Origin of the sequence: Microvirga lotononidis (assembly GCF_034627025.1) — a bacterium.
Classification (GTDB): Bacteria; Pseudomonadota; Alphaproteobacteria; order Rhizobiales; family Beijerinckiaceae; genus Microvirga; species Microvirga lotononidis.
In genome coordinates, this window is the sequence record NZ_CP141048.1 from 1795785 (window position 1) to 1820620 (window position 24836).

27 protein-coding genes are annotated in these 24836 nt (G+C 65.8%); 17 read left to right on the forward strand and 10 right to left on the reverse strand.

Features of this window, described 5'->3' with window-relative positions; all coding sequences use genetic code 11:
- Position 1 precedes the first annotated feature (1 nt).
- From U0023_RS08510 to ftsY, 6 genes are all read right to left on the reverse strand, one after another.
- Positions 2-562, reverse strand: coding sequence for a NifU family protein (locus U0023_RS08510; protein WP_009490724.1), 561 nt, complete (start codon positions 560-562; stop codon positions 2-4).
- 236 nt (positions 563-798) lie between these two features.
- Positions 799-1299 (reverse strand): universal stress protein, encoded by a 501-nt coding sequence (locus U0023_RS08515; protein WP_009490725.1) that lies wholly within the window; start codon positions 1297-1299, stop codon positions 799-801.
- Positions 1300-1380: 81 nt separating this feature from the next.
- Entirely contained in the window at positions 1381-2421 is a 1041-nt protein-coding gene (gene trpS / locus U0023_RS08520; RefSeq protein ID WP_009490726.1) for a tryptophan--tRNA ligase, read from the reverse strand.
- Between the two features lie 163 nt (positions 2422-2584).
- Entirely contained in the window at positions 2585-4108 is a 1524-nt protein-coding gene (gene murJ / locus U0023_RS08525) for a murein biosynthesis integral membrane protein MurJ (RefSeq protein ID WP_009490727.1), read from the reverse strand.
- Between the two features lie 70 nt (positions 4109-4178).
- Positions 4179-4775: a septation protein A gene (locus U0023_RS08530; protein WP_009490728.1), complete on the reverse strand. Its 597-nt coding sequence runs from the start codon at positions 4773-4775 to the stop codon at positions 4179-4181.
- The gene (gene ftsY / locus U0023_RS08535; RefSeq protein ID WP_009490729.1) at positions 4772-6112 is read right to left on the reverse strand and encodes a signal recognition particle-docking protein FtsY; all 1341 of its coding nucleotides are present in this window, start codon (positions 6110-6112) and stop codon (positions 4772-4774) included. The genes U0023_RS08530 and ftsY overlap by 4 nt, the downstream gene beginning before the upstream one ends.
- A gap of 66 nt (positions 6113-6178) precedes the next feature.
- On the opposite strand from ftsY, the gene U0023_RS08540 reads away from it, so the two are divergent.
- Entirely contained in the window at positions 6179-6859 is a 681-nt protein-coding gene (locus U0023_RS08540) for an RluA family pseudouridine synthase (RefSeq protein WP_009490730.1), read from the forward strand.
- On the opposite strand, the gene mtaB is transcribed toward U0023_RS08540, so the two are convergent.
- The gene (mtaB, locus tag U0023_RS08545) at positions 6856-8241 is read right to left on the reverse strand and encodes a tRNA (N(6)-L-threonylcarbamoyladenosine(37)-C(2))-methylthiotransferase MtaB (protein WP_009490731.1); all 1386 of its coding nucleotides are present in this window, start codon (positions 8239-8241) and stop codon (positions 6856-6858) included. The genes U0023_RS08540 and mtaB overlap by 4 nt on opposite strands.
- Positions 8241-9125, reverse strand: coding sequence for a diaminopimelate epimerase (dapF, locus tag U0023_RS08550; protein ID WP_009490732.1), 885 nt, complete (start codon positions 9123-9125; stop codon positions 8241-8243). Before dapF ends, mtaB begins: the two co-directional genes overlap by 1 nt.
- A gap of 207 nt (positions 9126-9332) precedes the next feature.
- On the opposite strand from dapF, the gene U0023_RS08555 reads away from it, so the two are divergent.
- From U0023_RS08555 to U0023_RS08565, 3 genes are all read left to right on the forward strand, one after another.
- Positions 9333-10121: a GyrI-like domain-containing protein gene (locus U0023_RS08555; RefSeq protein ID WP_009490733.1), complete on the forward strand. Its 789-nt coding sequence runs from the start codon at positions 9333-9335 to the stop codon at positions 10119-10121.
- Positions 10118-10813 (forward strand): HAD family hydrolase, encoded by a 696-nt coding sequence (locus U0023_RS08560; RefSeq protein WP_009490734.1) that lies wholly within the window; start codon positions 10118-10120, stop codon positions 10811-10813. The genes U0023_RS08555 and U0023_RS08560 overlap by 4 nt, the downstream gene beginning before the upstream one ends.
- Positions 10814-10950: 137 nt before the next feature.
- A complete protein-coding gene (locus tag U0023_RS08565; RefSeq protein WP_009490735.1) occupies positions 10951-11562 on the forward strand; it encodes a hypothetical protein in 612 nt (203 codons plus the stop codon).
- Between the two features lie 17 nt (positions 11563-11579).
- On the opposite strand, the gene U0023_RS08570 is transcribed toward U0023_RS08565, so the two are convergent.
- The gene (locus U0023_RS08570) at positions 11580-12638 is read right to left on the reverse strand and encodes an MBL fold metallo-hydrolase (RefSeq protein ID WP_009490736.1); all 1059 of its coding nucleotides are present in this window, start codon (positions 12636-12638) and stop codon (positions 11580-11582) included.
- 726 nt (positions 12639-13364) lie between these two features.
- Here U0023_RS08570 and U0023_RS08575 point away from each other — a divergent pair.
- The 6 genes from U0023_RS08575 (at position 13365) to U0023_RS08600 (ending at position 17742) form a co-directional block, all read left to right on the forward strand.
- Positions 13365-13580: an eL24 family ribosomal protein gene (locus tag U0023_RS08575; RefSeq protein WP_009490738.1), complete on the forward strand. Its 216-nt coding sequence runs from the start codon at positions 13365-13367 to the stop codon at positions 13578-13580.
- Positions 13581-13582: 2 nt separating this feature from the next.
- Positions 13583-15133 carry a signal recognition particle protein gene (gene ffh, locus U0023_RS08580; RefSeq protein WP_009490739.1) on the forward strand — a complete coding sequence of 517 codons (1551 nt, stop codon included), beginning with the start codon at positions 13583-13585 and terminating at the stop codon, positions 15131-15133.
- Between the two features lie 72 nt (positions 15134-15205).
- On the forward strand, positions 15206-15565 hold the full coding sequence (rpsP, locus tag U0023_RS08585) for a 30S ribosomal protein S16 (RefSeq protein ID WP_009490740.1): 360 nt from the start codon (positions 15206-15208) through the stop codon (positions 15563-15565).
- A 183-nt stretch (positions 15566-15748) separates the two neighbouring features.
- On the forward strand, positions 15749-16312 hold the full coding sequence (gene rimM, locus U0023_RS08590) for a ribosome maturation factor RimM (protein WP_009490741.1): 564 nt from the start codon (positions 15749-15751) through the stop codon (positions 16310-16312).
- Positions 16309-16989 carry a tRNA (guanosine(37)-N1)-methyltransferase TrmD gene (gene trmD / locus U0023_RS08595; RefSeq protein ID WP_009490742.1) on the forward strand — a complete coding sequence of 227 codons (681 nt, stop codon included), beginning with the start codon at positions 16309-16311 and terminating at the stop codon, positions 16987-16989. Before rimM ends, trmD begins: the two co-directional genes overlap by 4 nt.
- A 21-nt stretch (positions 16990-17010) precedes the next feature.
- Positions 17011-17742, forward strand: coding sequence for a class I SAM-dependent methyltransferase (locus U0023_RS08600; protein ID WP_009490743.1), 732 nt, complete (start codon positions 17011-17013; stop codon positions 17740-17742).
- An 81-nt stretch (positions 17743-17823) separates the two neighbouring features.
- On the opposite strand, the gene U0023_RS08605 is transcribed toward U0023_RS08600, so the two are convergent.
- Complete coding sequence (locus U0023_RS08605) at positions 17824-18375, reverse strand: sigma-70 family RNA polymerase sigma factor (protein WP_009490744.1); 552 nt, start codon at positions 18373-18375, stop codon at positions 17824-17826.
- 455 nt (positions 18376-18830) lie between these two features.
- Here U0023_RS08605 and U0023_RS08610 point away from each other — a divergent pair, with 455 nt between their 5' ends.
- The 7 genes from U0023_RS08610 (at position 18831) to hpf (ending at position 24792) form a co-directional block, all read left to right on the forward strand.
- Positions 18831-19238, forward strand: coding sequence for a response regulator (locus U0023_RS08610; protein ID WP_195904173.1), 408 nt, complete (start codon positions 18831-18833; stop codon positions 19236-19238).
- Between the two features lie 284 nt (positions 19239-19522).
- Positions 19523-20137 carry a ribonuclease D gene (locus tag U0023_RS08615; RefSeq protein WP_009490746.1) on the forward strand — a complete coding sequence of 205 codons (615 nt, stop codon included), beginning with the start codon at positions 19523-19525 and terminating at the stop codon, positions 20135-20137.
- A 157-nt stretch (positions 20138-20294) separates the two neighbouring features.
- Positions 20295-20978 (forward strand): LPS export ABC transporter periplasmic protein LptC, encoded by a 684-nt coding sequence (gene lptC, locus U0023_RS08620; RefSeq protein ID WP_009490747.1) that lies wholly within the window; start codon positions 20295-20297, stop codon positions 20976-20978.
- A complete protein-coding gene (locus tag U0023_RS08625; RefSeq protein ID WP_009490748.1) occupies positions 20975-21613 on the forward strand; it encodes an LptA/OstA family protein in 639 nt (212 codons plus the stop codon). The genes lptC and U0023_RS08625 overlap by 4 nt, the downstream gene beginning before the upstream one ends.
- A gap of 33 nt (positions 21614-21646) precedes the next feature.
- Positions 21647-22510, forward strand: coding sequence for an LPS export ABC transporter ATP-binding protein (lptB, locus tag U0023_RS08630; RefSeq protein WP_009490749.1), 864 nt, complete (start codon positions 21647-21649; stop codon positions 22508-22510).
- A 161-nt stretch (positions 22511-22671) separates the two neighbouring features.
- Positions 22672-24096, forward strand: coding sequence for an RNA polymerase factor sigma-54 (rpoN, locus tag U0023_RS08635; protein ID WP_009490750.1), 1425 nt, complete (start codon positions 22672-22674; stop codon positions 24094-24096).
- Between the two features lie 117 nt (positions 24097-24213).
- Positions 24214-24792 (forward strand): ribosome hibernation-promoting factor, HPF/YfiA family, encoded by a 579-nt coding sequence (hpf, locus tag U0023_RS08640; protein ID WP_009490751.1) that lies wholly within the window; start codon positions 24214-24216, stop codon positions 24790-24792.
- The last annotated feature ends 44 nt before the right edge of the window (positions 24793-24836 follow it).

The window sequence follows — 24836 nt, forward strand, 5'->3', positions numbered from 1 at the left end:
TTTAGACCGCCTGCACCTCGCGCACGTCCGGCAGGAAGTGGCGCAGCAGGTTCTGGATGCCGTGGCGCAGGGTGGCGGTCGAGGACGGGCAGCCCGAGCAGGCGCCCTTCATGACGAGATACACGGTGCCGTCCTTGAAGCCGCGGAACGTGATGTCGCCGCCGTCTCCCGCCACCGCCGGGCGGATGCGGGTCTCGAGCAGTTCCTTGATGGTCTCGACGGTGGCGGCGTCCGCATCGTCGAAGAACTCCTCGCCGTCCTCTTGGCTGGCGCCGTATCCGTTGGCGAAGAGCGGAGCGCCGGTCATGAAATGCTCCATGATCGCGCCGAGGATGGCAGGCTTCAGGTGCTGCCATTCCCCGTCCGCCTTGGTCACGGTGACGAAATCGTAGCCGAAGAACACGCCCGTGACGCCCGGCACCGCGAAGAGCCGCTGGGCCAGGGGGGAGACTTCGCCCTGCTCGGGGGTCTTCGCCTCGAAGGTGCCTTCCGGCATGACCACGCGGCCGGGCAGGAATTTCAGGGTGGCGGGATTGGGAGTGGCTTCGGTCTGGATGAACATCGTGTCTGTCGTCCTCTGCGCCGGTTCAAGGCCGGCCGAGTGTGGGTGTTAGAATCGTTCTAACAGATTCCAGCCTCAATGTGGAATGGGACGAGGCGGATTCCAAGGGGAGAATACATACCTCAAGGGCATCGGAGGACTGCAACTTCGGCCGCCGCTCGACCTCTCCTGCGTCCTCTCCGGCCTCATGCCGGTGATCCCGATCGGAAAGGTGCGGTGCAGGCCAATTCCGGTCGCTAGCCCGCCAGCGCGTCGATTTCCTCGTCCGTCAGGCTGCCCGGCACGATGACGATGGGGACCGGGAAGGAGGCGGCGGCCTTGCCGCCGGCCAGGGTGGAGACCAGGGGGCCGGGGCCGTCCTTGGCGCTGCCGGCCGCAAGGACCAGGAAGGAGATGTCCTCGTCCTCGTTGATGAGCTTGATGATCTCGTCGGCCCGGCTGCCGACGCGGATCACCTGCTCCGGCTCCACGCCCGCGGCGTTGCGGGCCTCGCGAGCCGCGGCGTCGAGCCGTTTCTGGGCCTCTTCGCTCGCTTCCTCGATCATGGCCTCGCCGACGCCGAGCCATTCGAAATTGTCGGGTGGATCCACGACCGCGAGCATGATCATGCTCGCGCCCGTGCGGGCCGTGCGCCGGGAGGCGAAGTGCACCGCCCGGGCGCATTCCGGCGTCTGGTCGACCACCACCATGAATTTCGGCCGGTGGCCGGATTCGTAGGATCGGCGCTTGCCGCTCACAGCATGCTCTCCTGTGTCAGTGAGAATGCTGCCCTGCCGTTAAGGCAAGGGCAAGTCCCGTCATCTCCGTCGATCCAGGCATCAGCGCGCGCGGACGAAGCCCACGATGTCCTTGACCGCATCCATGGTCACGGAGGCCAGGGCGCGCGCGCGGGCCGAGCCGTCCGCCAGCACCGCATCGATGTGGCCGGGATCGGCCATGAGGCGGCGCATCTCGTCGGCGACGGGCGAGAGCTTCGTCACCGCCACGTCCACGAGAGCGGCCTTGAAGCCGGAGAACTGGGAGCCGCCGTGCTGGCGCAGCACTTCTTCCGGCGTCGTGTCCATGAGCGCCGCATAGATCGCCACGAGGTTCTCGGCCTCGGGGCGGGCCTTGAGGCCCTCGACCTCGCTCGGCAACGGCTCGGGATCGGTCTTCGCCTTGCGCACCTTCTGGGCGATGGTGTCGGCGTCGTCGGTCAGGTTGATGCGCGAATAGTCGGACGGGTCCGACTTCGACATCTTCTTCGAGCCGTCGCGCAGGGACATGACCCGGGTGGCGGGCCCCTGGATCATGGGCTCGGTCAGGGGGAAGAACGCATCGCCGAAGCCGTGGGCGGCAATCGATTCGGCCCAGTCGTTGTTGAACTTCTGGGCGATGTCGCGGGTCAGCTCCAGATGCTGCTTCTGGTCCTCGCCCACCGGCACATGGGTCGCCCGGTAGACCAGGATGTCGGCGGCCATCAGGCTCGGATAGGCGTAGAGGCCGACCGAGGCGTTCTCCCGGTCCTTGCCCGCCTTGTCCTTGAACTGGGTCATCCGGTTGAGCCAGCCGAGGCGGGCCACGCAGTTGAACACCCAGGCGAGTTCCGCGTGCTGGGGCACCTGGGACTGGTTGAAGACGATGTGCCGCTTCGGATCGATGCCGGCTGCGAGGAACGCGGCCGTCACCTCGCGGATCTGGCGGGTCAGATCGGTCGGGTTCTGCGGCACGGTGATCGCATGCATGTCCACGACGCAGTAGATGCAGTCATACTGCTCCTGCATGGCGACGAAGCGCTTGATGGCGCCGAGATAATTCCCGAGGTGGAGATTGCCGGTGGGCTGAACGCCCGAGAACACCAGCTCCTTGAACTGCGCCATCGTCTTGAACTCCCACGGGGTGCACGCGCAAGGCCGAACCGCCGACCGCCCCAGATCGCTTCTAAGTCCCGCATCGTTCCGCGGCGAACCGGAGGCCGGCCGGCGCGACGATGCTCCATTGAGGCGCGCGTTATGACAGGGCCGCGCCACGATGCAAGGGTTCTCACGCTTTTTTCGTCAGCGCGGCCCAATCGTCGCGGGTGACGGCGCCAGCGGCCCAGGCCACGAGCGCATAAAGCGCCAGCCCACCCAGGCAAAGAGCCGCGAGGGACGCAACTCCCGGCTGCGGGAAAAGGGAGCCCGCACCCAGCAGGCCCAGGCTCATGGCGAGCACCGCCAGGACGATGCGCGTGGTGCGCGACGCCAGGGCGCGATCCGGCGCCCAGAGGCCGATTCGATGGAGGCCCAGGACGACGGCGGCCGCATGGCCGACGCACCCTGCGCTTACGCCGAGCGCGATCCCTGTCGGGCCCAGAGGCCAGGCGAGCAGCAGGGAGGCCGCGACGGTGAGAACGAGGCCGAGCATCGCGGCGACGAGAACCACCTTGAGGGAGCCGCGCGCGAACAGGGTCTGGCTCAACACCTTGGCGGCCGTCGCGAAGGGCAGGCCCACGCTCAGGGCCGTCAGGACGAGCGCCGTACCCTCGGCGTCGGAGGATTGGAACGCGCCCCGCTCGAACAGCACGCTGCTCATGGGGCGGGCAAGAACGATCAGGGCCGCGCTGGCCGGCAGGGCGAGCAGCAGCGCCACTTCCAGGGCCCGGTTCTGCGCCGCCACGATGGCCCCTGTCTCGCCGGCCCGATGGCGGCGGGCGAGTTCCGGCAGGAGCAGGCCCGAGCCGAGCGCGGCCATCAGGCCGAGGGGCAGCTGCATCACGCGCTCGGCATAGTAGAGCCAGGACACGCCGGAGGGCCAGAACGAGGCGATCTGGGTCGCGGCCAGGATGAAGAGCTGCACGGCGCCGCTCGCCACGAGCACGGGAAATCCCGCGAGCAGGAGATTCCTCAGAAGAGGGGACCAGCGAGGCTTCCGGAAGCGGACCAGCGGGACGTCGCCCCGCCACAGGGCCGCGGCCACGAGGGCGAGCTGGATCAGGCCGGCGAGGCTCGACGCCAGGGCCAGCCATGCGGCCTTCTCGGCGAGCGGCAGGGGAAGACCGGCTTCCATCCCGATCAGCACCAGGATCAGGCCGCCATTGACCGCAAGAGGCGCGAGGGCCGTCGCGGCAAAGCGACCGCGCATGTTCAGGATCGCGGCCCCGATGGAGGCCAGCGTCACGGACAGGACGATGGGGAAGGAGAGGCGCGTATAAACCGCCACCAGGGCGAGCGTCTCGCCGTCGTCGTGCAGGCCCGGCGCGAGGACGAGGGCGAGCAGCCCCGCGCCGACCTCCACGAGCGCCGTGAGGCCGAGCAGCGCCAGTCCGAACACGCTCAGCACATCGCCGGCGGTCGCCGCCGCCTCATCGGGCTCCAGGGCGCTCAAGGCCGGGATCAGGGCCGGGTTGAGCCCGCCCTCGCCGACGATCCGGCGCACCAGGTTCGGCAGGCGAAAGGCGGCGAGAAACGCATCCGCCACCGGCCCGGCCCCCAGGGCCTGCGCGAACAGCATGTCCCGGACGAAGCCGAGAACGCGCGAGGCCATCGAGCCGAGGCCGACCAGGAGCGAGGAACGGATGAGCGACATGCCCTCGCGGCTTAGCCGGTCTCGAGGGAAATGTCTAAGAACACGCCTTCGCCGGCGCCGGCCGGGACGCCTAAACCTCTCCCGGCTTCTTGATCTCATGCTTCAGCAGCAGGGGCGTCTGCGCCAGCGCGAACGCGATGGTGAGGGGCATGATGCCGAAGACCTTGAAGCTGACCCAGAAATCCGTGGTCTGCGTGCGCCAGACGATCTCGTTCAGGGCGGCGAGCGCGAAGAAGAACAGCGCCCAGCGCAGGGTGAGCTTGCGCCATCCAGCCTCGTCGAGCTCGAACATGCTGTCGAGCACGATCTGGAGCAGGGGCTTGCGGAAATAGAGCCCGCCGAGCAGCACGAAGCCGAACATCGTATTCACGATGGTGGGCTTGAGCTTGATGAAGGTCTCGTCCTGCAGGAACAGGGTCAGCCCGCCGAAGACCACCACGACGATGCCCGACACCAGGGGCATGATCGGCAGCTTGCGGGTGAGCGCGTAGCTGATCCCCAGGGCGATCACCGTCGCCACGATGAAGATCCCGGTGGCGGCGAAGATGCGATGATCCTCCGCGAAGCCGAACCGGTCCCCATAGGCGTTGCCGAGGAAGAACAGGGCCAGCGGCCCGAGTTCGAGGACGAGCTTGAGGAGAGGAGGGAGGCGCTTTTCGTCTGTCATGAGGCTGTATCTAACCCGGCAATGGCCTTTGCGAAATCCCGTGCGGTGAAAGGCTCCAGGTCCTCGACGCCTTCGCCGACGCCGATGAAATGAACTGGCAGGCCGAATTTGGCAGCCAATGCCACCAGGATGCCACCGCGGGCCGTGCCGTCGAGCTTGGTCATGATGAGGCCCGTGACGCCGGCCGCCTTCTGGAACAGCTCGACCTGGCTGACGGCGTTCTGGCCCACCGTCGCGTCGAGGACGAGGAGGGTGGCGTGCGGGGCGGTCGGGTCGAATTTCTTCACCACGCGCACGATCTTCTCGAGCTCGGCCATCAGACCGGCCTTGTTCTGCAGGCGGCCGGCCGTGTCGATGAGGAGCACGTCCGTGCCGTTGGCTTTCGCCTCCTGCAGGGCGTCATAGGCGAGGCCCGCCGCGTCGGCGCCCTGCGCGCGGGCCAGTACCGGAGCCCCGACCCGTTCGCCCCAGACCTTCAGCTGCTCGATGGCGGCGGCCCGGAACGTGTCGCCGGCCGCCAGCATCACCTTCAGACCCTGCTCACGGAATTTCTGGGAAAGCTTGCCGATGGTCGTGGTCTTGCCCGCCCCGTTCACGCCGACCATGAGAACGACGAAGGGCTTCCTGGACCGGTCGATGGAGAGCGCCTGGGCGACGGGCTGGAGCGCTTTCTCCACCTCGCCCGCCAGGATGGCCTTCACCTCCTGGGGGGAAATTTCCTTGTTGTAGCGGCCGGACGCGATGGCCTCGGTGATCCGCATCGCCGTAGGCACGCCGAGATCGGCCTGGACCAGGGCGTCCTCCAGCTCCTCCAGGGTGGCGTCGTCCAGTTTCCGCTTGGTGAACAGTCCGGTCACGCTCTCCGACAGGGAGGACGAAGTGCGCCGCATGCCGTCTGTGAGGCGCTGCCACCAGCCGCGGGACGCGGCGGGCTGCTGTTCCGGAGCGGGAACAACCTCGGCGGGGGCGGGCTCGGGCGCAAGCAGATCGGCGGCCGAAATGTCGGGGCGTAGCTCGGGGCCGGTCTCGGTGACGATGCGCGGCAGCGGCTCCTGCGGGTTGGTGCCCTCGGGGTCCAATCCCTCCACGGGCTGGAGATCGGCGCCCGCCAGCTCCGGCGGTACCTTGTCCTCCTCAGGCGTATCCGGGGAGGCGGTGGTCACGCTCGGGGGAGCGGCCGTGAGATCGTCCGCGGCCGTCGCGGGCGGGGAGGGCATCGCCTCCGGCTCGCCGCCGGCCTGCGGGGTTTCCGGCGCCGGTGCTGCGGGGGCTTCTTCAGCCTTGCGCCCGAACAGACGGGAGAAAAATCCGGGCTTGTCGGGCTTCGTCTCGGCCATGAGTGTCGCTTTGCCTTATGAACGCTGTGCTTGATTTAACGCAGTTGCCTCGATAGCGGAGGCATCATGAATGCGGAAGAGATAGTCAACCGTTTGCTGTATCGCGATGCCCTGATGCTCGTGATCGACAAGCCCGCCGGCCTGCCGGTGCATCCCGGCCCCAAGGGCGGCGAGACCCTGTTTCATCATCTCGATGCTCTCCGCTTCGGCTTGCCGCGCCGTCCCGAGGCCGCGCACCGCCTCGACAAGGATACGTCCGGCTGCCTCGTGCTCGGCCGCCATCCCAAGGCCATCGCCCGCCTCAACGAGCTTTTCCGCAAGGGCGAGGTCGACAAGGTGTACTGGGCCGTGGTCGAAGGCGGGCCGCATGAGGACGAGGGCGAGATCGATCTCGCCCTTGCTCCGAAGTCGCCGGATCGCGGCTGGTGGATGAAGGTGGACCCGAAGGGCCAGCCTTCCTTGACGAAATGGCGCGTGCTGGGGCGGGGTGAGGGTCTGTGTCTCCTCGAACTGCGCCCCATCACCGGTCGCACCCATCAGCTGCGGGTCCATTGCGCGGCGATGAATTTCCCGATTCTCGGCGATCCCATCTACGGCACGGCCCCGCGTTTTCACGGGCCGGGCCTGCACCTGCATGCGCGAAGCGTGAGCGTGCCGCTCTATCCCAAGAAGCCGCCGGTCACGGTCGAGGCGCCTGTTCCGGAGCATATGCGGGAGCGGGTGAGGATGTGTGACGGCGCAGTTTAAGCTGCCAACAAGTCCTTGCCGTCGTGCCCGGCGATGGTGGTCGGCACGATGGTGCCCGGCGTCACCTCGCCGGTGAAACGCACGAGCGTGAACCCTTCCGTACGGCCGAGCTGGTTGGTCTCGACCAACACGTTGCGCCGCGCGCCGACTTCCCCGGCGAGGTGCTTCAGCAACGCCGCCTCGCCTTTCTCGCGCAGGCGCCGCGCCCGGTCCTTCACCACGTCGCGCGCCACCTGCGGCATGCGGGCGGCCGGCGTGCCGGGGCGGGGCGAGAACGGGAAGACGTGGAGATGGGTCAGGGTGCATTCCTCGACGATGGCGAGGGAGCGGGCGAACATCTCCTCGGTCTCGGTCGGGAAGCCCGCGATGATGTCGGCGCCGAAGACCATGTCCGGGCGCAGGCGCTTCACCTGCTCGCAGAACGCGATGGCGTCGGCGCGCAGGTGGCGGCGCTTCATGCGCTTCAGCACCATGTCGTCGCCCGCCTGCAGCGAGAGATGCAGATGCGGCATCAGGCGGGACTCGGAGGCGATCACGTCGAGAAGGTCGTCGTCCGCCTCCACGGAATCGATGGACGAGATGCGAAGCCTCTCCAGTTCCGGCACGTGCCGGAGAAGGCCCTTCACCAGGGTGCCGAGCTTCGGCTCGCCCGGCAGGTCCTTGCCGTAGCTGGTGATGTCGACGCCGGTCAGCACCACCTCGCGGGAGCCGTGCTCCACGAGGGTGCGCACCTGTTCCACCACCGCGCCCATGGGCACGGAGCGGGAATTGCCGCGGCCGTACGGGATGATGCAGAAGGTGCAGCGATGGTCGCAGCCGTTCTGCACCTGCACGAAGGCGCGGGTGCGTCCGCGCATCCCGTCGATGAGATGCACGGCCGTTTCCTTCACGGCCATGATGTCGTTGACGAGAACCTTTTCGCTCGAACCCACGCCGAAATCGCGCAGCCCGGCCCAGGTCTCGGCCTTCATTTTCTCATGGTTGCCGACGACCTGGGAGACTTCCGGCATGGCCGCGAAGGTCTCGGGCTCCACTTGCGCGGCGCAGCCGGTCACGACGATGCGGGCGTTAGGCTTCTCGCGGGCGATCTTGCGGATCGACTGGCGGGCCTGGCGCGTCGCCTCGCCGGTGACCGCGCAGGTGTTGACGATGATGACTTCGCCGAGCCCCGCTTCCTCCGCGTGGCGCTGCATGGCCTCCGACTCGTAGGTGTTGAGCCGGCAGCCGAAGGTGACCACTTCGACGCGACCCTGCGTCGAAGTGGTCACCTTCGGCGAGCGCAGCGAGGGAAGGGGATCCCGCTCCATGTTGGTGTCACCTGGATTCCCTTCCCCTCCAGCGGCCTCGCCGCTTCCGGCCGGGAACGACAGATCCCGGTCCATCAGGCCACCTCGGTGAACAGGGCGGGCGAGAAGGTGCCCTCGTGCTCCAGCTCCGTCGGGCCGGTCATGAGCACGTGGCCGTCGCTCTCGCGCCATTCGATGACGAGATCGCCGCCGGGGAGCGTCACCACGGCCTTGCGGCCCGTCAGTCCCTTGCGGGCGGCCGCCACGAGGGTCGCGCAGGCGGCGGAGCCGCAGGCGCGGGTGGCGCCGGCACCGCGCTCCCACACGCGCAGGATGATGCGGTCGGGGCCGGTGACCTGGGCGAAGGAGATGTTGGCCCGCTCCGGGAAGACCGGATCGTGCTCGAAGGCCGGGCCGATGGCCGCGAGGTCATAGGTCTGGGCGTCCTCGACCCAGAAGACGGCATGTGGGTTGCCCATGCTGACGGCGGAGGGGCCCTGAAGCTCGGGGGCTTCGGCAAGCCGGGTGTCGACCGCGATCGTGCGGGTGTCCGGATAGGGATCGCGCAGGGGAATCTCGTTCCAGGCGAGGCGCGGCGGGCCCATGTCGACGGTGAAGACCCTGTCCGAGACGCGCTCCACCGGCAGCAGACCCGCCTTGGTTTCGAGCACGAGGTCGTCCTCGACCGGGCGGCTCATGACCGGATCCGTCGTCATCGCCCAGGCGACGCAGCGGGTGCCGTTGCCGCAGGCACCGGATTCCGAGCCGTCCGTGTTGTAGATGCGCATATAGGCGTCGGTGCCCGGCGTGACGGGGTCGTGCAGCACCATGAGCTGGTCGAAGCGCGAGCGCGGATCGGCCGCGATGGCGCGCGCTTCCGCCGGGCTCACCCGATGGGAGGAGCCGCGCAGGTCGAGCACGGTGATCTCGTTGCCGAGACCGTTCATTTTCAGGAAACGGCTGTTCGAAAGGGCACTCATGGGGGCGTATATGGCCGAAAATGTCGAAAATCGCGAGAGGGATCGCACCTGTCTGCGGCAATATCGTCAGGTGGCCGCGAGGCGGGGATCCGGCCTGCTGCAATCCGTCCTCCACAGGACCCCGCTGACGGCCTCGCGGCTGCTACAAATCCCCCCTATGGTGCTGCCCGGTATTCCATTTTGATTCGCGGGTGAGGCGTTTTTCCCATGCGGCTGCGCTCTTCAGGTCTTCTTCTCGTTCTCGCCCTCTGCTCGGGCGTCGCCTTCGCGCAGACGCCTCCGGCGGCCGACCAGACACCGGCCCCTTCGGCGACTCCCGCAACGCCGGCCGCTCCTCCGGCGGCGGCGCAGCCCACGCCGCAGGCCCAGAGCACCCCGAGCCCGGCTCCGGCCGAACCGCAGACGCCCGCGGCTCCCCAGGCCCCCGCGACCGGGCAGCCAAACCCCGCGGCCCCGGCCGCGCCCGCCAGCCCCGCGCCGGCCCAGCAGGCCGGCCGCACGACCCTGTTCCCGAACCCAAGCGACCCGACGGGCGTGGAGGAGGGTGTCCTGGTGTCAAAGCCGACCGTGATGCTCTCGGGCACCAGCACCTGGGACGAGGCCTTCACCAACCTCAAGAACGCCTTCGCCAAGATCGAGGGCGAAATGAAGAAGGCCGGGATCGCCCCGGCGGGCCGGCCGCTGACGATCTTCGTCGACACCGACGACAACGGGTTCAAATACGAAGCCATGGTGCCGATCGCCCAGGTTCCCGAGGGCAAGACCGAGCTGACCCCCGAGATCAAGTTCGGCAAGACCCCGGAGGGCAAGTCCTTCCGCTTCGTGCACAAGGACGCCTATGACGAGATCGACGGCACCTACGAGACGATCACGGCCTATCTCGACCTCAAGGAGATCGTCGCCAAGGATGCCTTCATCGAGGAATACGTGAGCGACTTCACCGACTCGCAGGACACCGATTTCGAGGTGAACATCTACGTCCAGCCGAAGCCATGATCGCTCTCTTCGACCTCGACGGGACCCTGACGGACCCGAAAGCCGGCATCACCCGCTCGGTGCAATATGCGCTCGAGCGGCTGGGCCGCCCCGTGCCGGATGCGGACGAGCTGACGTGGATGATCGGCCCGCCGCTGATCGCGGGCTTCACGGAACTTCTGGGCGGGACCGACGATGCGCAGGATGCCGTGCGCTTCTATCGCGAGCGGTACGGCGATGTGGGCCTGTTCGAGAACGAGGTCTATTCGGGCATCCCGGCCCTGCTCCGGGATCTTCGGGAGAAGGACGTCCGCCTCTACGTCGCGACGTCGAAGCTTCAGGTCTTCGCCCGGAGAATCCTCGATCATTTCGGCCTGTCGCGGTTCTTCGTCGAGATCTACGGCTCGGAACCCGACAACCGGAATGCCGACAAGCGCGACCTGATCCGCCACATTCTCGATGAGGAGCGCTTCGACCCCGCAAGCGCCGTCATGATCGGCGACCGGAAGCACGATGCCATCGGGGCGAAGGCCAACGGCATCACGTCGATCGGCGTCACCTGGGGCTATGGCTCCCGTCAGGAATTGTTAGAGGCCGGTGCGGCCTGCCTCGTGGACGAACCGGGCGATCTCGAGGAGATCATCGCCAGGGGTGCTTTCCTCGAGGATACGAGACCAACGTCACCGATTGGCAAGACATCGATTTCGAGGTGAACATCTACGTCCAGCTGGAATGAGCCGCTGCCGGTCGTGGATACCATCTTTGCTGACGCGTAAGAAATGCTTCGGGGCTTCCCTGGTTATGGTACATTGTGACATGGAGTTCATGTCTGCCGTGTAAGGGAAGTGCCATGAAGCGGCGAAAGTTGGGAGCTGCTGCCCTCGTCCTGCTGGCTGCGAGCCTGTGGGCCATGCCGGCCTATGCTGACCCGGGTGATGTCAAATGCCATGAGAGCCCTGACTATCTGGTCGTCCAACGCGACCGGAAGGACTGGCGTTCGGATTTCCTCATCAAGAGGAAAGCTCACCCTTCCGACCAGACACAGTGCGCCTTCACGCAGCAGCCTGCAGCTGTCCTCATTGGGGGCAGGGGCAAGAGATACCTGTTCGTCTCTCAAAAGGACGACCTGCTCGTATTGCAGCATTTCGGCAGCAAGAGCCCCAAGTACGGACCGCATCTGAAGCTGATCGTTCTAGGAGAGCGTCTCGTGGAGTCCGATCTGGGGATTCTCTCGGGAATCGACGAAGTCAAAGACGAGGGTATCGATCTATGGATGAAGATCGATACCAAGCCCGACAAGAATAATTGCCCCGATTATATCAGTGGATCCGAAGGAGCGGATCTCGACAAGTATATCAATGACAAAGACGAGCCAATTTATCTGATTCGGAAGGACTTCCTCGACTTCGCCTCCCGAAAGATTGTTCCGGGCACTGAGACACAGTGCCTAGGTCCTCACTGAAACCATTTGTTCTCATTTTAGGGCGCCCATGCTTCTCCGGGCCGCAAAGGCCTGAAACGGCTATCGGGAATCTCGGCCGCCTGGAGGGCCGTGGCCAGCTCCTGCGGCGGCTCGTCGACGCCCTCGTTGGTGAGCCGGAACGTGCCCCAGTGGTGGCCGAGCGCCTGCTCGGCCTCGACGATCCGTAACACCTTCACGGCATCCTCCGGGTTCATGTGCTGCGGCTCCATGAACCAGCGCGGCTCATAGGCGCCGATGGGCAGGTGCGCGAGGCGCAGGCGACCGAAGCGCTCGCGGACGGCGTGAAAGATCTTGCCGTCGCCGAAGCCCGTATCGCCAATATGGTAGATCGTGCCGGCCGGCGTGGTGAGCACGTAGGCGCACCAGAGCGCCATGCGCCGGTCGTTGATGCCCCGCGCCGACCAGTGATACGCCGGCTCGACATGGGCCGTGACACCATGGCCGAGGTCGATGGAGCCGCCCCAGTCCCGCGTCTCGACCGGGATCTCAGGATGCTCCGCCCGGATCACCGCGTCGTTGCCGAGGGGCGCGATGAATTTCGGGCGATGCTGCTGCCACAGACGGCCGAGGGTTCCGGTGTCGAGATGGTCGTAATGGTTGTGGGTGATCAGCACCGCATGGATCGGCGGCAGGTCCCGATACGCGATGCCCGGCGGGTTCACCCGCTTGGGGCCGGCGAAGGAAACCGGGCTCGCTCTCTCTGAAAACACCGGGTCGATCAGGATGTTGAGCCCCGCCACCTGGACCAGGAACGACGCGTGGCCGATCAGCGCCGTGCGCAGGCCCCGCACCTCGGCCGGGGGCTTGTCCTGAAAGGGGCTCGGAAAACTCTCCGGCCAGTCCTTGCGTCCGCCGCCGAGCTGCCAGCGGGCCAGCTCCAGGAAGCCCTTGTCCTGCGGCTGGTTGGCCAGGAAGAACCGCACCCCGTCGAAATGGTCGGTGACCGGCCCCTGATAGTACCGGTTCGTCGCACGGGCCGCCTTCATCCAGCCCAGGGCACTGGTGGCGGCGATGACGGGAAGGCCGAGGGTCTTGAGAAGGATGCGGCGGTTCATCAACGGTCTATCCGAGGTTCTCGTTTGAGCGACATCAGTTTATATTATAGAATAACGTTTATAAAATTGGGCTGGATCGCTTGAACTGCGAATCCGGATCTCAGGCGGGATAATCGTGGAAGAAATAGTCACTCAGATAGCCCGTTTCATCGGGCGCCTTCTCTTGGAGCTTCTATGGTATTTCAGAGCTAGGCTTATATTACCGCTTGTCTCCCTGGGATTTCTGGGATTTCTGCAGGTCCAACCCCTTGCTGCCAAGGATCGAGCCACGTGGTGGCAGAGCCCTTTCAAGCGTCTGCTGTCGGGGCAAGTCGAAGTCTCCGTCTCCATGGCGTCGACAATCGGATTTATGATGTGGGGGCTTCTCTTCCTCTGTATCGTGCTGCACTACGGCGTCGGTTAAGCTAAGCTCCTCTCTGCGGGGCCCTTTTCCTTGACTCCGTCGCTCCTTTCCTCTATCGGCTGACCGCAAATCTGTAGAGCGAGCCCATGAGCCGCCGACCAGCCCGAGAGGCTGGAGGTCAACGTCCGACAGCGCGATGCGCCCTCGGGCGCGTTTCTCTTTGGGTTTCGCTCGACTCACGACCCTCATCCCGAGGAGCAGCCAAAGGCTGTGTCTCGAAGGAGGGTTCAGCGGGCGCCTGAGGCGCCTTTTCCTTCGGGACGGACCTGACGGTCCACCCCAGGATGAGGCTGCGACGGTGCCCATGAAGGAAGGTGGAAGCGATGTCGGACGACACATTGCGCATCGAGGACGCGGTCAACGAGACCTGCCCGTGGTCGGGAAAGCCGATCGCGGCGGATTCGCTCACCCGTTATCGCGGCGAGGTCGTCGGCTTCTGCAATCCCGGTTGTCGCGACAAGTTCGAGGCGGCCATCAGCCACTTTGAAAAGGCCATCGCGGATCGCGATGTACCACTCATCGCAAAAGGAATTGAGTGACCATGTTCGAAGGCCTTTCCGACAAGCTTTCCAATATCCTCAACGGGCTGACGCGCCGCGGCGCGCTCACCGAGGAGGATGTCAACGCGGCCCTGCGCGAGGTCCGCCGCGCCCTGCTCGAGGCCGACGTGGCGCTCGAGGTCGTCCGCTCCTTCACGGACAAGGTGCGCGCCCGCGCGGTCGGCGCCGAGGTGGTCAAGTCGGTTTCGCCGGGCCAGCAGGTGGTCAAGATCGTCCACGACCAGCTGGTGGAGATGCTGGGCGCGGACGCGGAGGTGATCAGCCTCAATGCGGTTCCGCCCGTCGGCATCCTCATGGTCGGCCTCCAGGGTTCCGGTAAGACGACCACCACGGCCAAGATCGCCCGGCGCCTGAAGGACCGCGAGAACCGCCGCGTGCTCATGGCGTCCCTCGACACCCGCCGCCCGGCCGCCATGGAGCAGCTCGCGGTGCTCGGCAAGCAGGTGGGAGTCGACACCCTGCCGATCGTGGCCGGCCAGTCGGCCGTGCAGATCGCCCGCCGCGCCATGGAGGCCGCCCGCCTCGGCGGCTACGACGTGGTGATGCTCGATACCGCCGGCCGCGTGACCGTGGACGAGGCGCTCATGGTGGAAGCCGCCGACGTGCGCGCCGCCACCAATCCGCACGAGGTGCTCCTCGTCGCCGATGCGCTCACCGGCCAGGACGCGGTCAACACCGCGCGCGCCTTCGACCAGCGCCTCGGCGTCACCGGCATCGTGCTGACCCGCATGGACGGCGATGCCCGCGGCGGTGCCGCCCTGTCCATGCGCGCCGTCACCGGCAAGCCGATCAAGCTCATCGGCACGGGCGAGAAGGTCGATGCGCTGGAGGAGTTCCATCCGAGCCGCGTCGCCAACCGCATCCTCGGCATGGGCGACATCGTCTCCCTGGTCGAGAAGGCCGCCGAGAATTTCGACCAGGCGCAGGCCCAGCGCATGGCCGAGAAGATGCGCAAGGGCAAGTTCGACCTGGAAGACCTGCGCGATCAGCTCAGCCAGATGGAGAAGATCGGCGGACTCTCCGGCATGATGGGCATGCTGCCGGGTGTCGCCAAGATGAAGTCGCAGCTCGAGAACGCCAATCTCGACGACCGGATCATCAAGCGCCAGCGCGCCATCATCGATTCCATGACCCCGGCCGAGCGCCGCAACCCCGACATTCTCAAGGCCTCGCGCAAGAAGCGCATCGCGGCCGGTGCCGGCGCCAAGGTCGAGGAGATCAACAAGCTGCTCAAGATGCACCGCCAGATGGCCGACGTCATGAAGATGATGGGCGGCGGCAAGGGCAAGGGCATGGCGGGCGCCCTCGGCAAGATGTTCGGCCTCGGCGGCGGCGGCGGCATGCCCCAGCCGACGCCGGAGCAGATCGAGGCCCTGCAGAAGCAGATGGGCGGCAAGCTGCCCGATTTCCCCGGCGGCGCCGGCGGTCTCCCGTCCATGCCCAAGGGCGTGTCGGGCCTGCCGGGCCTCGGCGCCGGCAAGATCCCGGGCCTTCCCGGCATCGGCGGCTTTCCGTTCGGGAAGAAGAAATGAGTTTCGTCATTCCCGCCCAGGCGGGGATGACGCGAAGGCAAGTTTGATCACAGGACACCAAAGGAGAAACCCATGTCCCTGAAGATCCGTCTCACCCGTGGTGGTGCGAAGAAGCGTCCCTACTACCGCATCGTCGTGGCCGATTCGCGCTCCCCGCGCGACGGCCGCTTCATCGAGAAGGTCGGCACCTACGACCCGATGAAGCCGAAGGACGATGCCGGCCGCGTCGTTCTCGAGACCGAGAAGATCCAGGCCTGGCTCGCCAAGGGCGCCCAGCCGACCGACCGCGTCCTGCGCTTCCTCGATGCCGCCGGCCTCCTGAAGCGTCCGGCCCGCAACAACCCGCAGAAGGCCGTCCCGGGCAAAAAGGCCCAGGAGCGCGCCGCCGAGAAGGCCGCTGCGGCCGAGGCTGCCGGCGGCGAAGCCGCTTAAAGCATAACGATGAAGCGGGGGCGTTCAAACAACCAGGACCCTCGCCCTCTCCCCTTCGCGGGAGAGGGCGGCCCTCGCGTCGGCGAGGGCCGGGAGAGGGGCCGCGCTCGGTCGTCGAACGCCCCCTCTCCCGGCTCGCTCCGCTCGCCACCCTCCCCCGCGAAGGGGAGAGGGAGCGGCGCTATGCCCGTCCGGGACGACCTCGTCCTCGTGGGCGAGTTCGGTCGCGCCCACGGCCTCAAGGGCGAGGTGCGGCTGAAATCCCATACGGGCGATCCACAGGCGATTGCCCAATACAGGCCGTTGATCGCCTCCAACGGCAAGACCTTTTCCCTCAAGACCGTGCGGCCCGCTCCCGGCGCCGCGCCCGATCTTCTCATCGCCATCGTCGACGGCGTGACGACGCGCGAGGCATCCGAAGCGCTCAACCGCGTGCAGCTCTATGTGGAGCGCGACAAGCTTCCGCCGCCCGACGAGGAAGACGAATTCCTGCTCGCGGACCTGATTGGCCTCACGGTCACCAGCGAGGCGGGTGACATGATCGGCACCGTGGTCGATGTGCCCAATTACGGCGGCGGCGATCTTCTGGAAATCGCGCCCGCGCAAAAAGGCCCGACGGCGCTTCTGCCCTTCACCAAGGCCTTCGTGCCGCATGTCGACCTGGCCGGCAGGCGCATCGTGGCCCATCCACCGGACGACCTGTTCGAGCCGGCGAAATCCGCACCTGATTCCGAGGACGGGGCGTGAGCTTTTCCGCCACCATTCTCACTCTTTATCCCGACATGTTCCCAGGTCCGCTCGGCATGTCCCTGTCGGGCGACGCGCTCGCACGCGGGGTCTGGTCCCTGACGGCGAAGAACATCCGCGATCATGGCCTCGGTCGGCACCGCACGGTGGACGATACGCCGGCGGGCGGCGGTCCCGGCATGGTGATCCGCTGCGATGTGCTGGCCTCCGCCATCGACGCCAATGTTCCGCCCGAGGATCCGCGTCCCAGGCTGCTCATGAGCCCGCGCGGAAAGCCGCTGACTCAAGGCTATGTGCGCGAGCTCGCGGCCGGCCCCGGCGTTGTCATCGTCTGCGGCCGCTTCGAGGGCGTCGACGAGCGGGTGATCGAGGCGCGGGGCTTAAGGGAAGTCTCCATCGGCGATTACGTGCTCTCCGGCGGCGAGATGGCCGCGATGATCGTGCTCGATGCCTGCGTGCGGCTGTTGCCCGGCGTCATGGGCAAGGAGGCCTCCGGCACCGAGGAGAGCTTCGAGTCGAACCGCCTCGAATATCCGCACTACACGCGCCCTCGCGAATGGGAGGGCAGACCCATTCCCGACGTGCTGCTCTCCGGCAATCATGCCAAGATCGAGCGCTGGCGCCGCGAGGAATCGGAACGCATCACGCGGGAGCGGCGGCCGGACCTGCTGGAGTAGACAGGAACTCGGGAGCCGCCCATGCCGACACAGAACATCTACGACGATCCGGATTTCTTCGAGAATTACAGCCGCCTGGAGCGTTCGCGGGAGGGGCTGTCCGGTGCGGCGGAATGGTCCTCGCTGCGAGCGCTGCTTCCTGATCTCAGCGGTCGCCGGATCGTCGACCTCGGATGTGGCTATGGTTGGTTCTGCCGCTGGGCGCGGGACCACGGTGCGGAGCGGGTGCTCGGCCTCGACGTGTCGGAACGCATGCTGACCCGAGCGACCGCCATGACGTCCGATCCAGGGATCGCCTATCGCCGTGCCGATCTCGAACGGCTCGATCTCGGGACCGACACGTTCGACTTCGCCTACAGCTCGCTTGCCCTGCATTACATCGAGAATCTGCCGGGTCTCCTGGCCGAGCTGCATCGCGCGCTCTTGCCTGGCTCGACATTCGTTTTCTCCGTCGAACATCCGATCGTGACGGCGCCGATTCCGGCGGGCTGGTCCGTCGGCGCGGACGGCCGCAGGACATGGCCGGTCGACAGCTACCACGAGGAAGGCCCGCGACGGACGAACTGGCTCGCCGAGGGCGTCATCAAGCAGCACCGCACGCTCGGCACCTATCTGAACCTCCTCATCCGCCTCGGCTTCACGATCGCGCATGTGGAGGAATGGGCTCCCACGCATGAGCAGGTCGCCGCGAGGCCCGATTGGGCGGAAGAGCGCGAACGTCCCATGTTCCTGCTCATTGCAGCTCAGCGCTGAGGCACCAAACTCAAGAGCAGACCCGCTTCGGGAGCGAATCCGATGCTTGTCCTGCCCTCCATGTCCGGCTGCGGGCGCCGCTCAAGGCGAGGCGTGCATGAACAGGGCGGCTTTGACCAGCTTGTCAGGGCCGAGATCGCGGTCCGCATCGAGTTTGAGGATTTCCGACAGGCGATTGCGGGCGCGGTTGATCCGGCTCTTGATGGTTCCGATATTGGTGCCGCAGATCCGCGCCGCGTCCTCATAGGACAGGCCCTCCGCGCCGACGAGCAGCAAGGCCTCGCGCTGATCGACCGGGAGCTTGCTGAGGGCTTTGAGCATGTCGGTGAAGTCGAGCCGCGCACCCTGGTCGGGCATCACGGCGACTTTCTCGGCCCAGGAGCCTTCCGGATCCTCGACCTCGCGCTTTCTCCGGCGTGTTTGGGTGAGAAAATCGTTGCGCAGGATGGTAAAGAGCCAAGCCTGCATGCTTGTGCCCGGCTGGAACTTGTCGAAATTGCTCAATCCCTTGAGCAACGTGCTCTGAACCAGATCATCTGCCTTGTCGACGCTCCCGGAGAGAGAAATGGCGAAGGCCCGCAAATGCGGGATGGCATTGAGCATCTGCTGTTTCAGGGAGTTTTCGACTGACAATCTGCACAACTCCTCTGTCGAGAGCATCGGACTCAAAAGCGGACCCACTCTCGAGATCCATCCAATGTTCCACTCTTAGAAGAATGCATCGTGAGAAAAACCGAGGCCTTTTCTCCGCCAATGCGCTAAGACACCGTCACCAGACCCCAAATGGCAATCCGCTGCATTAACTTATGCGAAGCCTAGCGCGATCTTTTGGTGGCATCGCAGGGGCATCAATAAGCAAATCGTGAAGCATTGATCCGATTTCTTGGCTGGAGATTTACATTGGTCAATGCGAAGGACGGTGTAGTCCGCTAGTCGTCTTCCAAACTGCGGAAACATCCTTTGGCGATTGTTCACCCGTTCCTGACGTTTGCTCTCCCGGCTGCCGCACCGGATCGGACCCGGAAAAAGATCCACCTTCCGTCCCCAGGCTGATGCTCCAACCGGTCGAGCCACCAAGCACGATGGATATGATGGCACAAACCCGCTGCATGATCGTCGAAGACCAAGCATTGCTCGGCATGTCCCTGGAGGCATTCCTGGAGGATGCCGGCTTCGCGGTGGCCGGGGTTTTCATGAGCAATGACCAAGCCCTGCAATGGCTCGAGAGCGACGTGCCGGACGTGGCGATCCTCGACATCATGATCAAGGATGGGACCTCCCTGGAAATCGCCCGTGCGCTGAAGAGCCGGGGCATTCCCTTCATGGTCTATTCCGGCCTCCCCCAGAAAGCCGATGGCCCTCCCGAGCTGAGGAACGTTCCCTGGCTTGAAAAGCCCGTCAGCCGGGAAACGCTGCTGGGCGTTCTCGATGAGTTGATCGAAGTCGGTCACGATCGGGACGGGACGCATACAGCCATGCTTCCACCGCGCGAATAAGACCATCTCGCCTTCGGACGCGTCCGGCTCCTAAGACGGAAGCGGGGCATTCAACCTTGGCCCTTGTCCGCTTTTCCGGCGACGCCATTGGCGTTTCGTCAGAATCCTTGGCGGTATCGGGGTTATTCTCGGCCGTTGAAGACGCCGCCTAGAAAGGTTAGAACATTGGACCCACAAGTAGATTGGCATTATTGGGATCGATTCCGACGCTCCATCCTGTAAAGAGCCAACCTCCCGGCCCGCACGGATGCGTGTAAGGCAGTTCTCGACTTTTTGGATACGCCATGACAGTACGCTTCCATCGCGGTGATCTGCCCGCCGGCTACAAGGCCGGCCCGGCGATCGCCATCGACACCGAGACCCTCGGTCTCAATCCGCACCGCGATCGCCTGTGCGTGGTGCAGATCTCGACCGGGGACGGCACGGCGGACGTGGTGCAGATCCTCAAGGATGGGCCCCTGCCGGAGAACCTGATCCGTGTGCTCTCCGACGAGAGCGTGCTCAAGATCTTCCATTATGCCCGTTTCGACCTCGCGGTCATCTTCCACACCTTCGGCATCATGCCGCGCCCGATCTACTGCACCAAGGTCGCCTCGAGGCTCGTGCGCACCTATACCGACCGCCATGGGCTCAAGGAGCTGGTGCGCGAACAGCTCGGGGTGGAACTGTCGAAGCAGCAGCAATCCTCCGATTGGGGCGCCGACACCCTGACCGCGGCCCAGCTCGATTACGCGGCATCCGACGTGCTTCACCTTCACGCTCTGAAGGAAAAGCTCGATATTCTCCTGGAGCGGGAGAACAGGCTGGGCATTGCCCATCAATGCTTCGGCTTCCTGCCGACCCGGGCCCAGCTGGACCTCCTCGGGTGGGCGGAGACGGATATTTTCGCCCATTCTTGACGCCGGCTTAAACTTTCCCGCATAAAACCAATGTCCGTCATAACATCGCCATGTCCTCACGGCATGGCGCCATGCCGAAAGTTTGGCGGAAGGGGTTGATGAAGTGACGGCAATTCAGGGCACCACGATGCGTGATGGCCCGGCCTCGAGGTCGGCCGTGCGGTCGCGCGCCTTCAAAAAGGCCCGTCGCCATTCCCGCTGGGTCCGCCTCGCCAAGGTGGCGATTCCCGTCGGCTCCCTGCTCGGCATGGCCAGCGTCGGCCTGGTGGCCTATTACAATCCCTTCAGGCAGATCGAGAACCTGAGCTTCGGCTCCATCGGGGTGAGCGGCACGAACGTCACCATGGACAGCCCGAAGCTGACCGGATTCAAGAACGACAACCGCCCCTACGAGGTGACGGCGAGCGCCGCCACGCAGGACGTGCGCAAGCCCGATCTCGTGCAGCTCAAGGATCTCAGGGCGCGCATCGTGACCGACGAGCGCGGCAGCGTCGCGAGGCTCCAGGCCGATTCCGGGGTCCTCGACACCAAGAAAGAGCAGATGAGGCTGCGCGACAACATCGTGGTCACCACGGATGCCGGCCACGAGGTCAAGCTTCGCACGGCCTTCGTGCGGTTCAAGGCCGGTGCTGTGGCCTCCACCGATCCCGTCACCGTGTCCTTCGGCAACGGCACCATCGAGGCGGAGGGGCTCGACGTCGCGGATAACGGCAAGGTCATGAGCTTCACGGGCCGCGTCCGTACGGTCATCCAGCCCTCAGGCTCCACCCCATCCACCCCGGAAGCTGCCGGCACGGGCTCCACGGCGCCTGCACCCCAACAGACAAGTATTCGTCCATGATGAGTTTCACCCGCGCCGCCCTGGCCCTCGCGCTCCTCTCTCCGGCCCCCATCGACGTGGCCTTCGCCCAGGCCGGCAAGGAGCGGGCCGTGGGGTTCGGCAATTTCGGCTCGAGCAAGGAGCCCATCAAGATCGATGCCAACAAGCTCGACGTCTTCGACAAGGAGGGCCGTGCGGTCTTCACCGGCGACGTGGTGGCGGTCCAGGGCGAGAGCACCATGAAGTGCACGATCATGACCGTGTTCTACGATCAGCGGAATCAGAACGGCGGGCAGCCGGCGGCCCCGCAGGCGACCGACGACAGCGCCATCAAGAAGATCGATTGCAAGGGACCGGTCACCATCGTGTCGCGCACCCAGGTCGCGACGGGCGAGAACGCCACCTTCGACCGGGGCTCGAACAAGATCATGCTGACCGGCAACGCGACCTTGAGCGACGGGCCGAACGTCACCAAGGGCGAGCGGGTGCTCTACGACATCAATACCGGCGTGGCGAATATCGAGACGACGCCCGGTGGCCGGGTGAGGGCGCTCTTCGTTCCCGGCCAGGGCGGGCCTGCCCCGACCGGCGCCGGCGGAGCTCCGGCCGCAGGTGGGGCCAAGCCGAAGCCGCAGCAGAGGCCGGCCACGAACTAGGGCGGGAGACATTCTCCCGCTTTTCCCCTTTTCATGATCGACGATGAGCCCGTGAAACCGCTTTTCAACCGTTCTCAACCCGGTCCTTCCGATGTGAGCCTCCTGGAACCCCGTTCCGTCGGGACGAACCCGCATGTCTTTCACCGCACGGAGAACGAGGCCGTGTTCGGCGGCCCGGGAATCCTTGCCGTCAAAGGTCTGCAGAAGAGCTATCGCGGCCGTACCGTGGTGCAGGATGCGGGCCTGAACGTGCGCGCGGGCGAGGCGGTCGGCCTGCTTGGGCCCAACGGCGCGGGCAAGACCACCATCTTCTACATGATCACCGGCCTCGTCGCCGCCGATCGGGGCGTCATCAGCCTGGACGGGCACGAGGTGACCGGCCTGCCCATGTATCGCCGCGCCCGTCTGGGCATCGGTTATCTCCCGCAGGAGGCCTCCATCTTCCGCGGCCTCAACGTGGAGGACAACATCCGGGCGGTGCTCGAGATCGTCGAGCCGAGCCGCAAGGAGCGCGAGCGCAAGCTCGATGCGCTCCTCGACGAGTTCAACATCACGCGCCTGCGCAAATCGCCCTCCATCGCCCTCTCGGGCGGCGAGCGGCGGCGCTGCGAGATCGCCCGGGCGCTGGCGGGCGAGCCGACCTTCATGCTCCTCGACGAGCCCTTCGCCGGCATCGATCCCATCGCGGTGGGCGACATTCAGAACCTCGTGCGGCACCTGACCCGCCGCGGCATCGGCGTGCTCATCACGGACCACAACGTCCGCGAGACCCTCGGCCTCATCGACCGCGCCTACATCATCCATTCCGGCCGCGTCCTGACCGAGGGCACCCCCGACGCGATCGTGTCGAACGAAGAGGTCCGCCGCCTGTATCTGGGCGAGGATTTCCGCCTCTAGGGTATCGGACGCAGACGCGGAAGCCACGTCTCACGGCATCGGACGTGACTTCGGGTTCACGTCCGCCGTTCCAAGTTCATTCGCCTTTTGACCTTCGGGCAACGCGCGGTAAAACTGTCCAGGCATGCAAGAAGCATGCCTGACGTTTCCCGGGTGCGTTCATGAATACGATGCAACGGCTGGAGCTGCGCCACGGTCAGTCCCTGACCATGACCCCCCAGCTCGTTCAATCCATCAAGCTGCTGCAGCTCTCCCATGCGGAACTCGCGGCCTATGTGGAAGCGGAGCTCGAGCGTAATCCCCTGCTGCAGGAAGGGGAGGCACCGGGCGATGCGCCGATCCCGAGCCTTGCCGATTTCCTGCGCGCCAAGCAGAAGGCGGATGCCGCCGGCCCCCGGATCGTTCCCGGCCCGCCTCCGTCCCGGTCGGAAGCCGTGTCGACGTCGGCCGGGCAGGCGTCGGCCGCGGCCCACAGTGAGCTCAACCCCGAATGGGGCGAGAGGCTCGCCCGGGCTGCGAGCCTGAGCGAGCATCTGGAGGCGCAGCTCGATCTCGCCACCGCCGATCCGAAGCTGCGCCTGATCGGCGAGCACCTGATCCGCAATCTCGACGAGGCCGGATACCTGAGCGAGGATCTGGCCGAGCTGGCCGCCCGGCTCCGGGTCACGCCCGAGGAGGTCGAGGGTGCCTTGAGGCTGATCCAGAGCTTCGAGCCGTCTGGCGTCGGCGCCCGCAATCTGGCCGAATGTCTCGCGATCCAACTGCGCGAGCGCGACCGGCTCGATCCGGCGATGCAGGCCCTCCTGTCCCACCTTCACCTCGTCGCCCGGCGGGATTTCGCCGCGCTGAGAAAGGTCTGCGGCGTGGATCAGGAGGATCTCGTCGACATGCTGGCCGAGATCCGTCGCCTGGAGCCCAAGCCGGGGCAGGCCTTCGCGGCTGCGGCCATCGACGTGCTCGTGCCCGATGTCCTGGTGCGCACCGCCCCGGACGGCAGCCTTCATGTCGAACTGAACCCGGACACCTTGCCCCGCATCCTGCTCAACCGCTCCTATTACACGGAAGTCGCCAAGGTGGTGCGCAAGGACGAGGACAGGAGCTTCCTTTCCGACTGCCTGCAGACAGCAAGCTGGCTGACCCGCAGCCTGGACCAGCGCGCCAAGACGATCCTGAAGGTCGCCGCCGAGATCGTCAGCCAGCAGGAGGCATTCTTCCGCCAGGGGGTGTCGGCCCTGCGTCCCATGACGCTGAGGAGCGTGGCGGAGGCCATCGGCATGCATGAATCCACCATCTCCCGCGTGGCGGCGAACAAGGCGATCGGGACCGAGCGCGGTACCCACCCGATGAAGTTCTTCTTCAGCGCCGCCACCGGGGAGGGCGAGCACTCGGCCCGGGCGGTCCGGCATCGGGTCCGGCAGCTGATCGCAGCGGAAGGCCCCGATGACGTGCTCTCCGATGAGGCAATTGCCCAGAGATTGAGATCGGACGGGATCCAGGTCGCCCGCCGTACGGTTGCGAAATATCGGGAATCCCTTCGCATCCCCTCTTCGGCCGACCGTCGCCGCAAGAACAGGATCAAGACCTGATCTGTCGGAACCCTGCCATTTCAAGGCTTGCATTAGGCCTCATTCGGATCATCATCGGCTCCAAGCGCCACCCAGAAGGATCGCAGCGAAGCGACGGCGCAAGAGGAGGAGAACGCGATGACGTTGAGGGTGTCGGGGAAGAATCTCGATATCGGCGAAGCCCTTCGATCTCAGGTCCAGGATCGGGTGGCCGGGGCGCTGTCGAAATATTTCGACGGCGGCTATTCCGGCCACGTGACCGTCACCCGCGATGGGACCGGCTACCGGACCGATTGCGTGCTCCACCTGACCTCCGGCATGACCCTGGAGGCCTCCGGGGCTGCTCCGGACGCCTATGCCAGCTTCGATCAGACGGCAGGCCGGCTCGAGAATCGCCTGCGCCGCTACAAGCAGCGGCTCAAGGGGCGCTCCGGCCCTCCGACCGGCCGGGCGGGCAACGGCCTGGAGGTGGCCTATTCCGTCCTGGAAGCCCCCGGCGACGATTGGATCGAGGAGGAAAGCTACCACCCGATGGTGATCGCCGAGACCACGAAGCCCCTTCATAGGCTTTCAGTCAGCGACGCTGTGATGCAGCTCGATCTCACCGGGGCGGCCGCTCTCGTGTTCATCCATGCTAGCACCGGCCGCACGAACGTCGTATACCGCCGCGGCGACGGAGCGATCGGTTGGGTCGATCCGCCGCTCCCACAGCCTTGAGGGGAGCTACCTCTTCTTGGCCCGGTTCTTGCGTGGAACGGTGA

Bases quoted from the DNA above. Each gene is read 5' to 3' on its own strand.
- U0023_RS08510 (WP_009490724.1), bottom strand. From the start codon at position 562: ATGTTCATCCAGACCGAAGCCACTCCCAATCCCGCCACCCTGAAATTC.
- trpS (WP_009490726.1), bottom strand. From the start codon at position 2,421: ATGGCGCAGTTCAAGGAGCTGGTGTTCTCGGGCGTTCAGCCCACCGGC.
- murJ (WP_009490727.1), bottom strand. From the start codon at position 4,108: ATGTCGCTCATCCGTTCCTCGCTCCTGGTCGGCCTCGGCTCGATGGCC.
- U0023_RS08530 (WP_009490728.1), bottom strand. From the start codon at position 4,775: ATGACAGACGAAAAGCGCCTCCCTCCTCTCCTCAAGCTCGTCCTCGAA.
- ftsY (WP_009490729.1), bottom strand. From the start codon at position 6,112: ATGGCCGAGACGAAGCCCGACAAGCCCGGATTTTTCTCCCGTCTGTTC.
- U0023_RS08540 (WP_009490730.1), top strand. From the start codon at position 6,179: ATGAATGCGGAAGAGATAGTCAACCGTTTGCTGTATCGCGATGCCCTG.
- mtaB (WP_009490731.1), bottom strand. From the start codon at position 8,241: ATGGACCGGGATCTGTCGTTCCCGGCCGGAAGCGGCGAGGCCGCTGGA.
- dapF (WP_009490732.1), bottom strand. From the start codon at position 9,125: ATGAGTGCCCTTTCGAACAGCCGTTTCCTGAAAATGAACGGTCTCGGC.
- U0023_RS08555 (WP_009490733.1), top strand. From the start codon at position 9,333: ATGCGGCTGCGCTCTTCAGGTCTTCTTCTCGTTCTCGCCCTCTGCTCG.
- U0023_RS08560 (WP_009490734.1), top strand. From the start codon at position 10,118: ATGATCGCTCTCTTCGACCTCGACGGGACCCTGACGGACCCGAAAGCC.
- U0023_RS08565 (WP_009490735.1), top strand. From the start codon at position 10,951: ATGAAGCGGCGAAAGTTGGGAGCTGCTGCCCTCGTCCTGCTGGCTGCG.
- U0023_RS08570 (WP_009490736.1), bottom strand. From the start codon at position 12,638: ATGAACCGCCGCATCCTTCTCAAGACCCTCGGCCTTCCCGTCATCGCC.
- U0023_RS08575 (WP_009490738.1), top strand. From the start codon at position 13,365: ATGTCGGACGACACATTGCGCATCGAGGACGCGGTCAACGAGACCTGC.
- ffh (WP_009490739.1), top strand. From the start codon at position 13,583: ATGTTCGAAGGCCTTTCCGACAAGCTTTCCAATATCCTCAACGGGCTG.
- rpsP (WP_009490740.1), top strand. From the start codon at position 15,206: ATGTCCCTGAAGATCCGTCTCACCCGTGGTGGTGCGAAGAAGCGTCCC.
- rimM (WP_009490741.1), top strand. From the start codon at position 15,749: ATGCCCGTCCGGGACGACCTCGTCCTCGTGGGCGAGTTCGGTCGCGCC.
- U0023_RS08600 (WP_009490743.1), top strand. From the start codon at position 17,011: ATGCCGACACAGAACATCTACGACGATCCGGATTTCTTCGAGAATTAC.
- U0023_RS08610 (WP_195904173.1), top strand. From the start codon at position 18,831: ATGATGGCACAAACCCGCTGCATGATCGTCGAAGACCAAGCATTGCTC.
- U0023_RS08615 (WP_009490746.1), top strand. From the start codon at position 19,523: ATGACAGTACGCTTCCATCGCGGTGATCTGCCCGCCGGCTACAAGGCC.
- U0023_RS08625 (WP_009490748.1), top strand. From the start codon at position 20,975: ATGATGAGTTTCACCCGCGCCGCCCTGGCCCTCGCGCTCCTCTCTCCG.
- lptB (WP_009490749.1), top strand. From the start codon at position 21,647: ATGATCGACGATGAGCCCGTGAAACCGCTTTTCAACCGTTCTCAACCC.
- rpoN (WP_009490750.1), top strand. From the start codon at position 22,672: ATGAATACGATGCAACGGCTGGAGCTGCGCCACGGTCAGTCCCTGACC.
- hpf (WP_009490751.1), top strand. From the start codon at position 24,214: ATGACGTTGAGGGTGTCGGGGAAGAATCTCGATATCGGCGAAGCCCTT.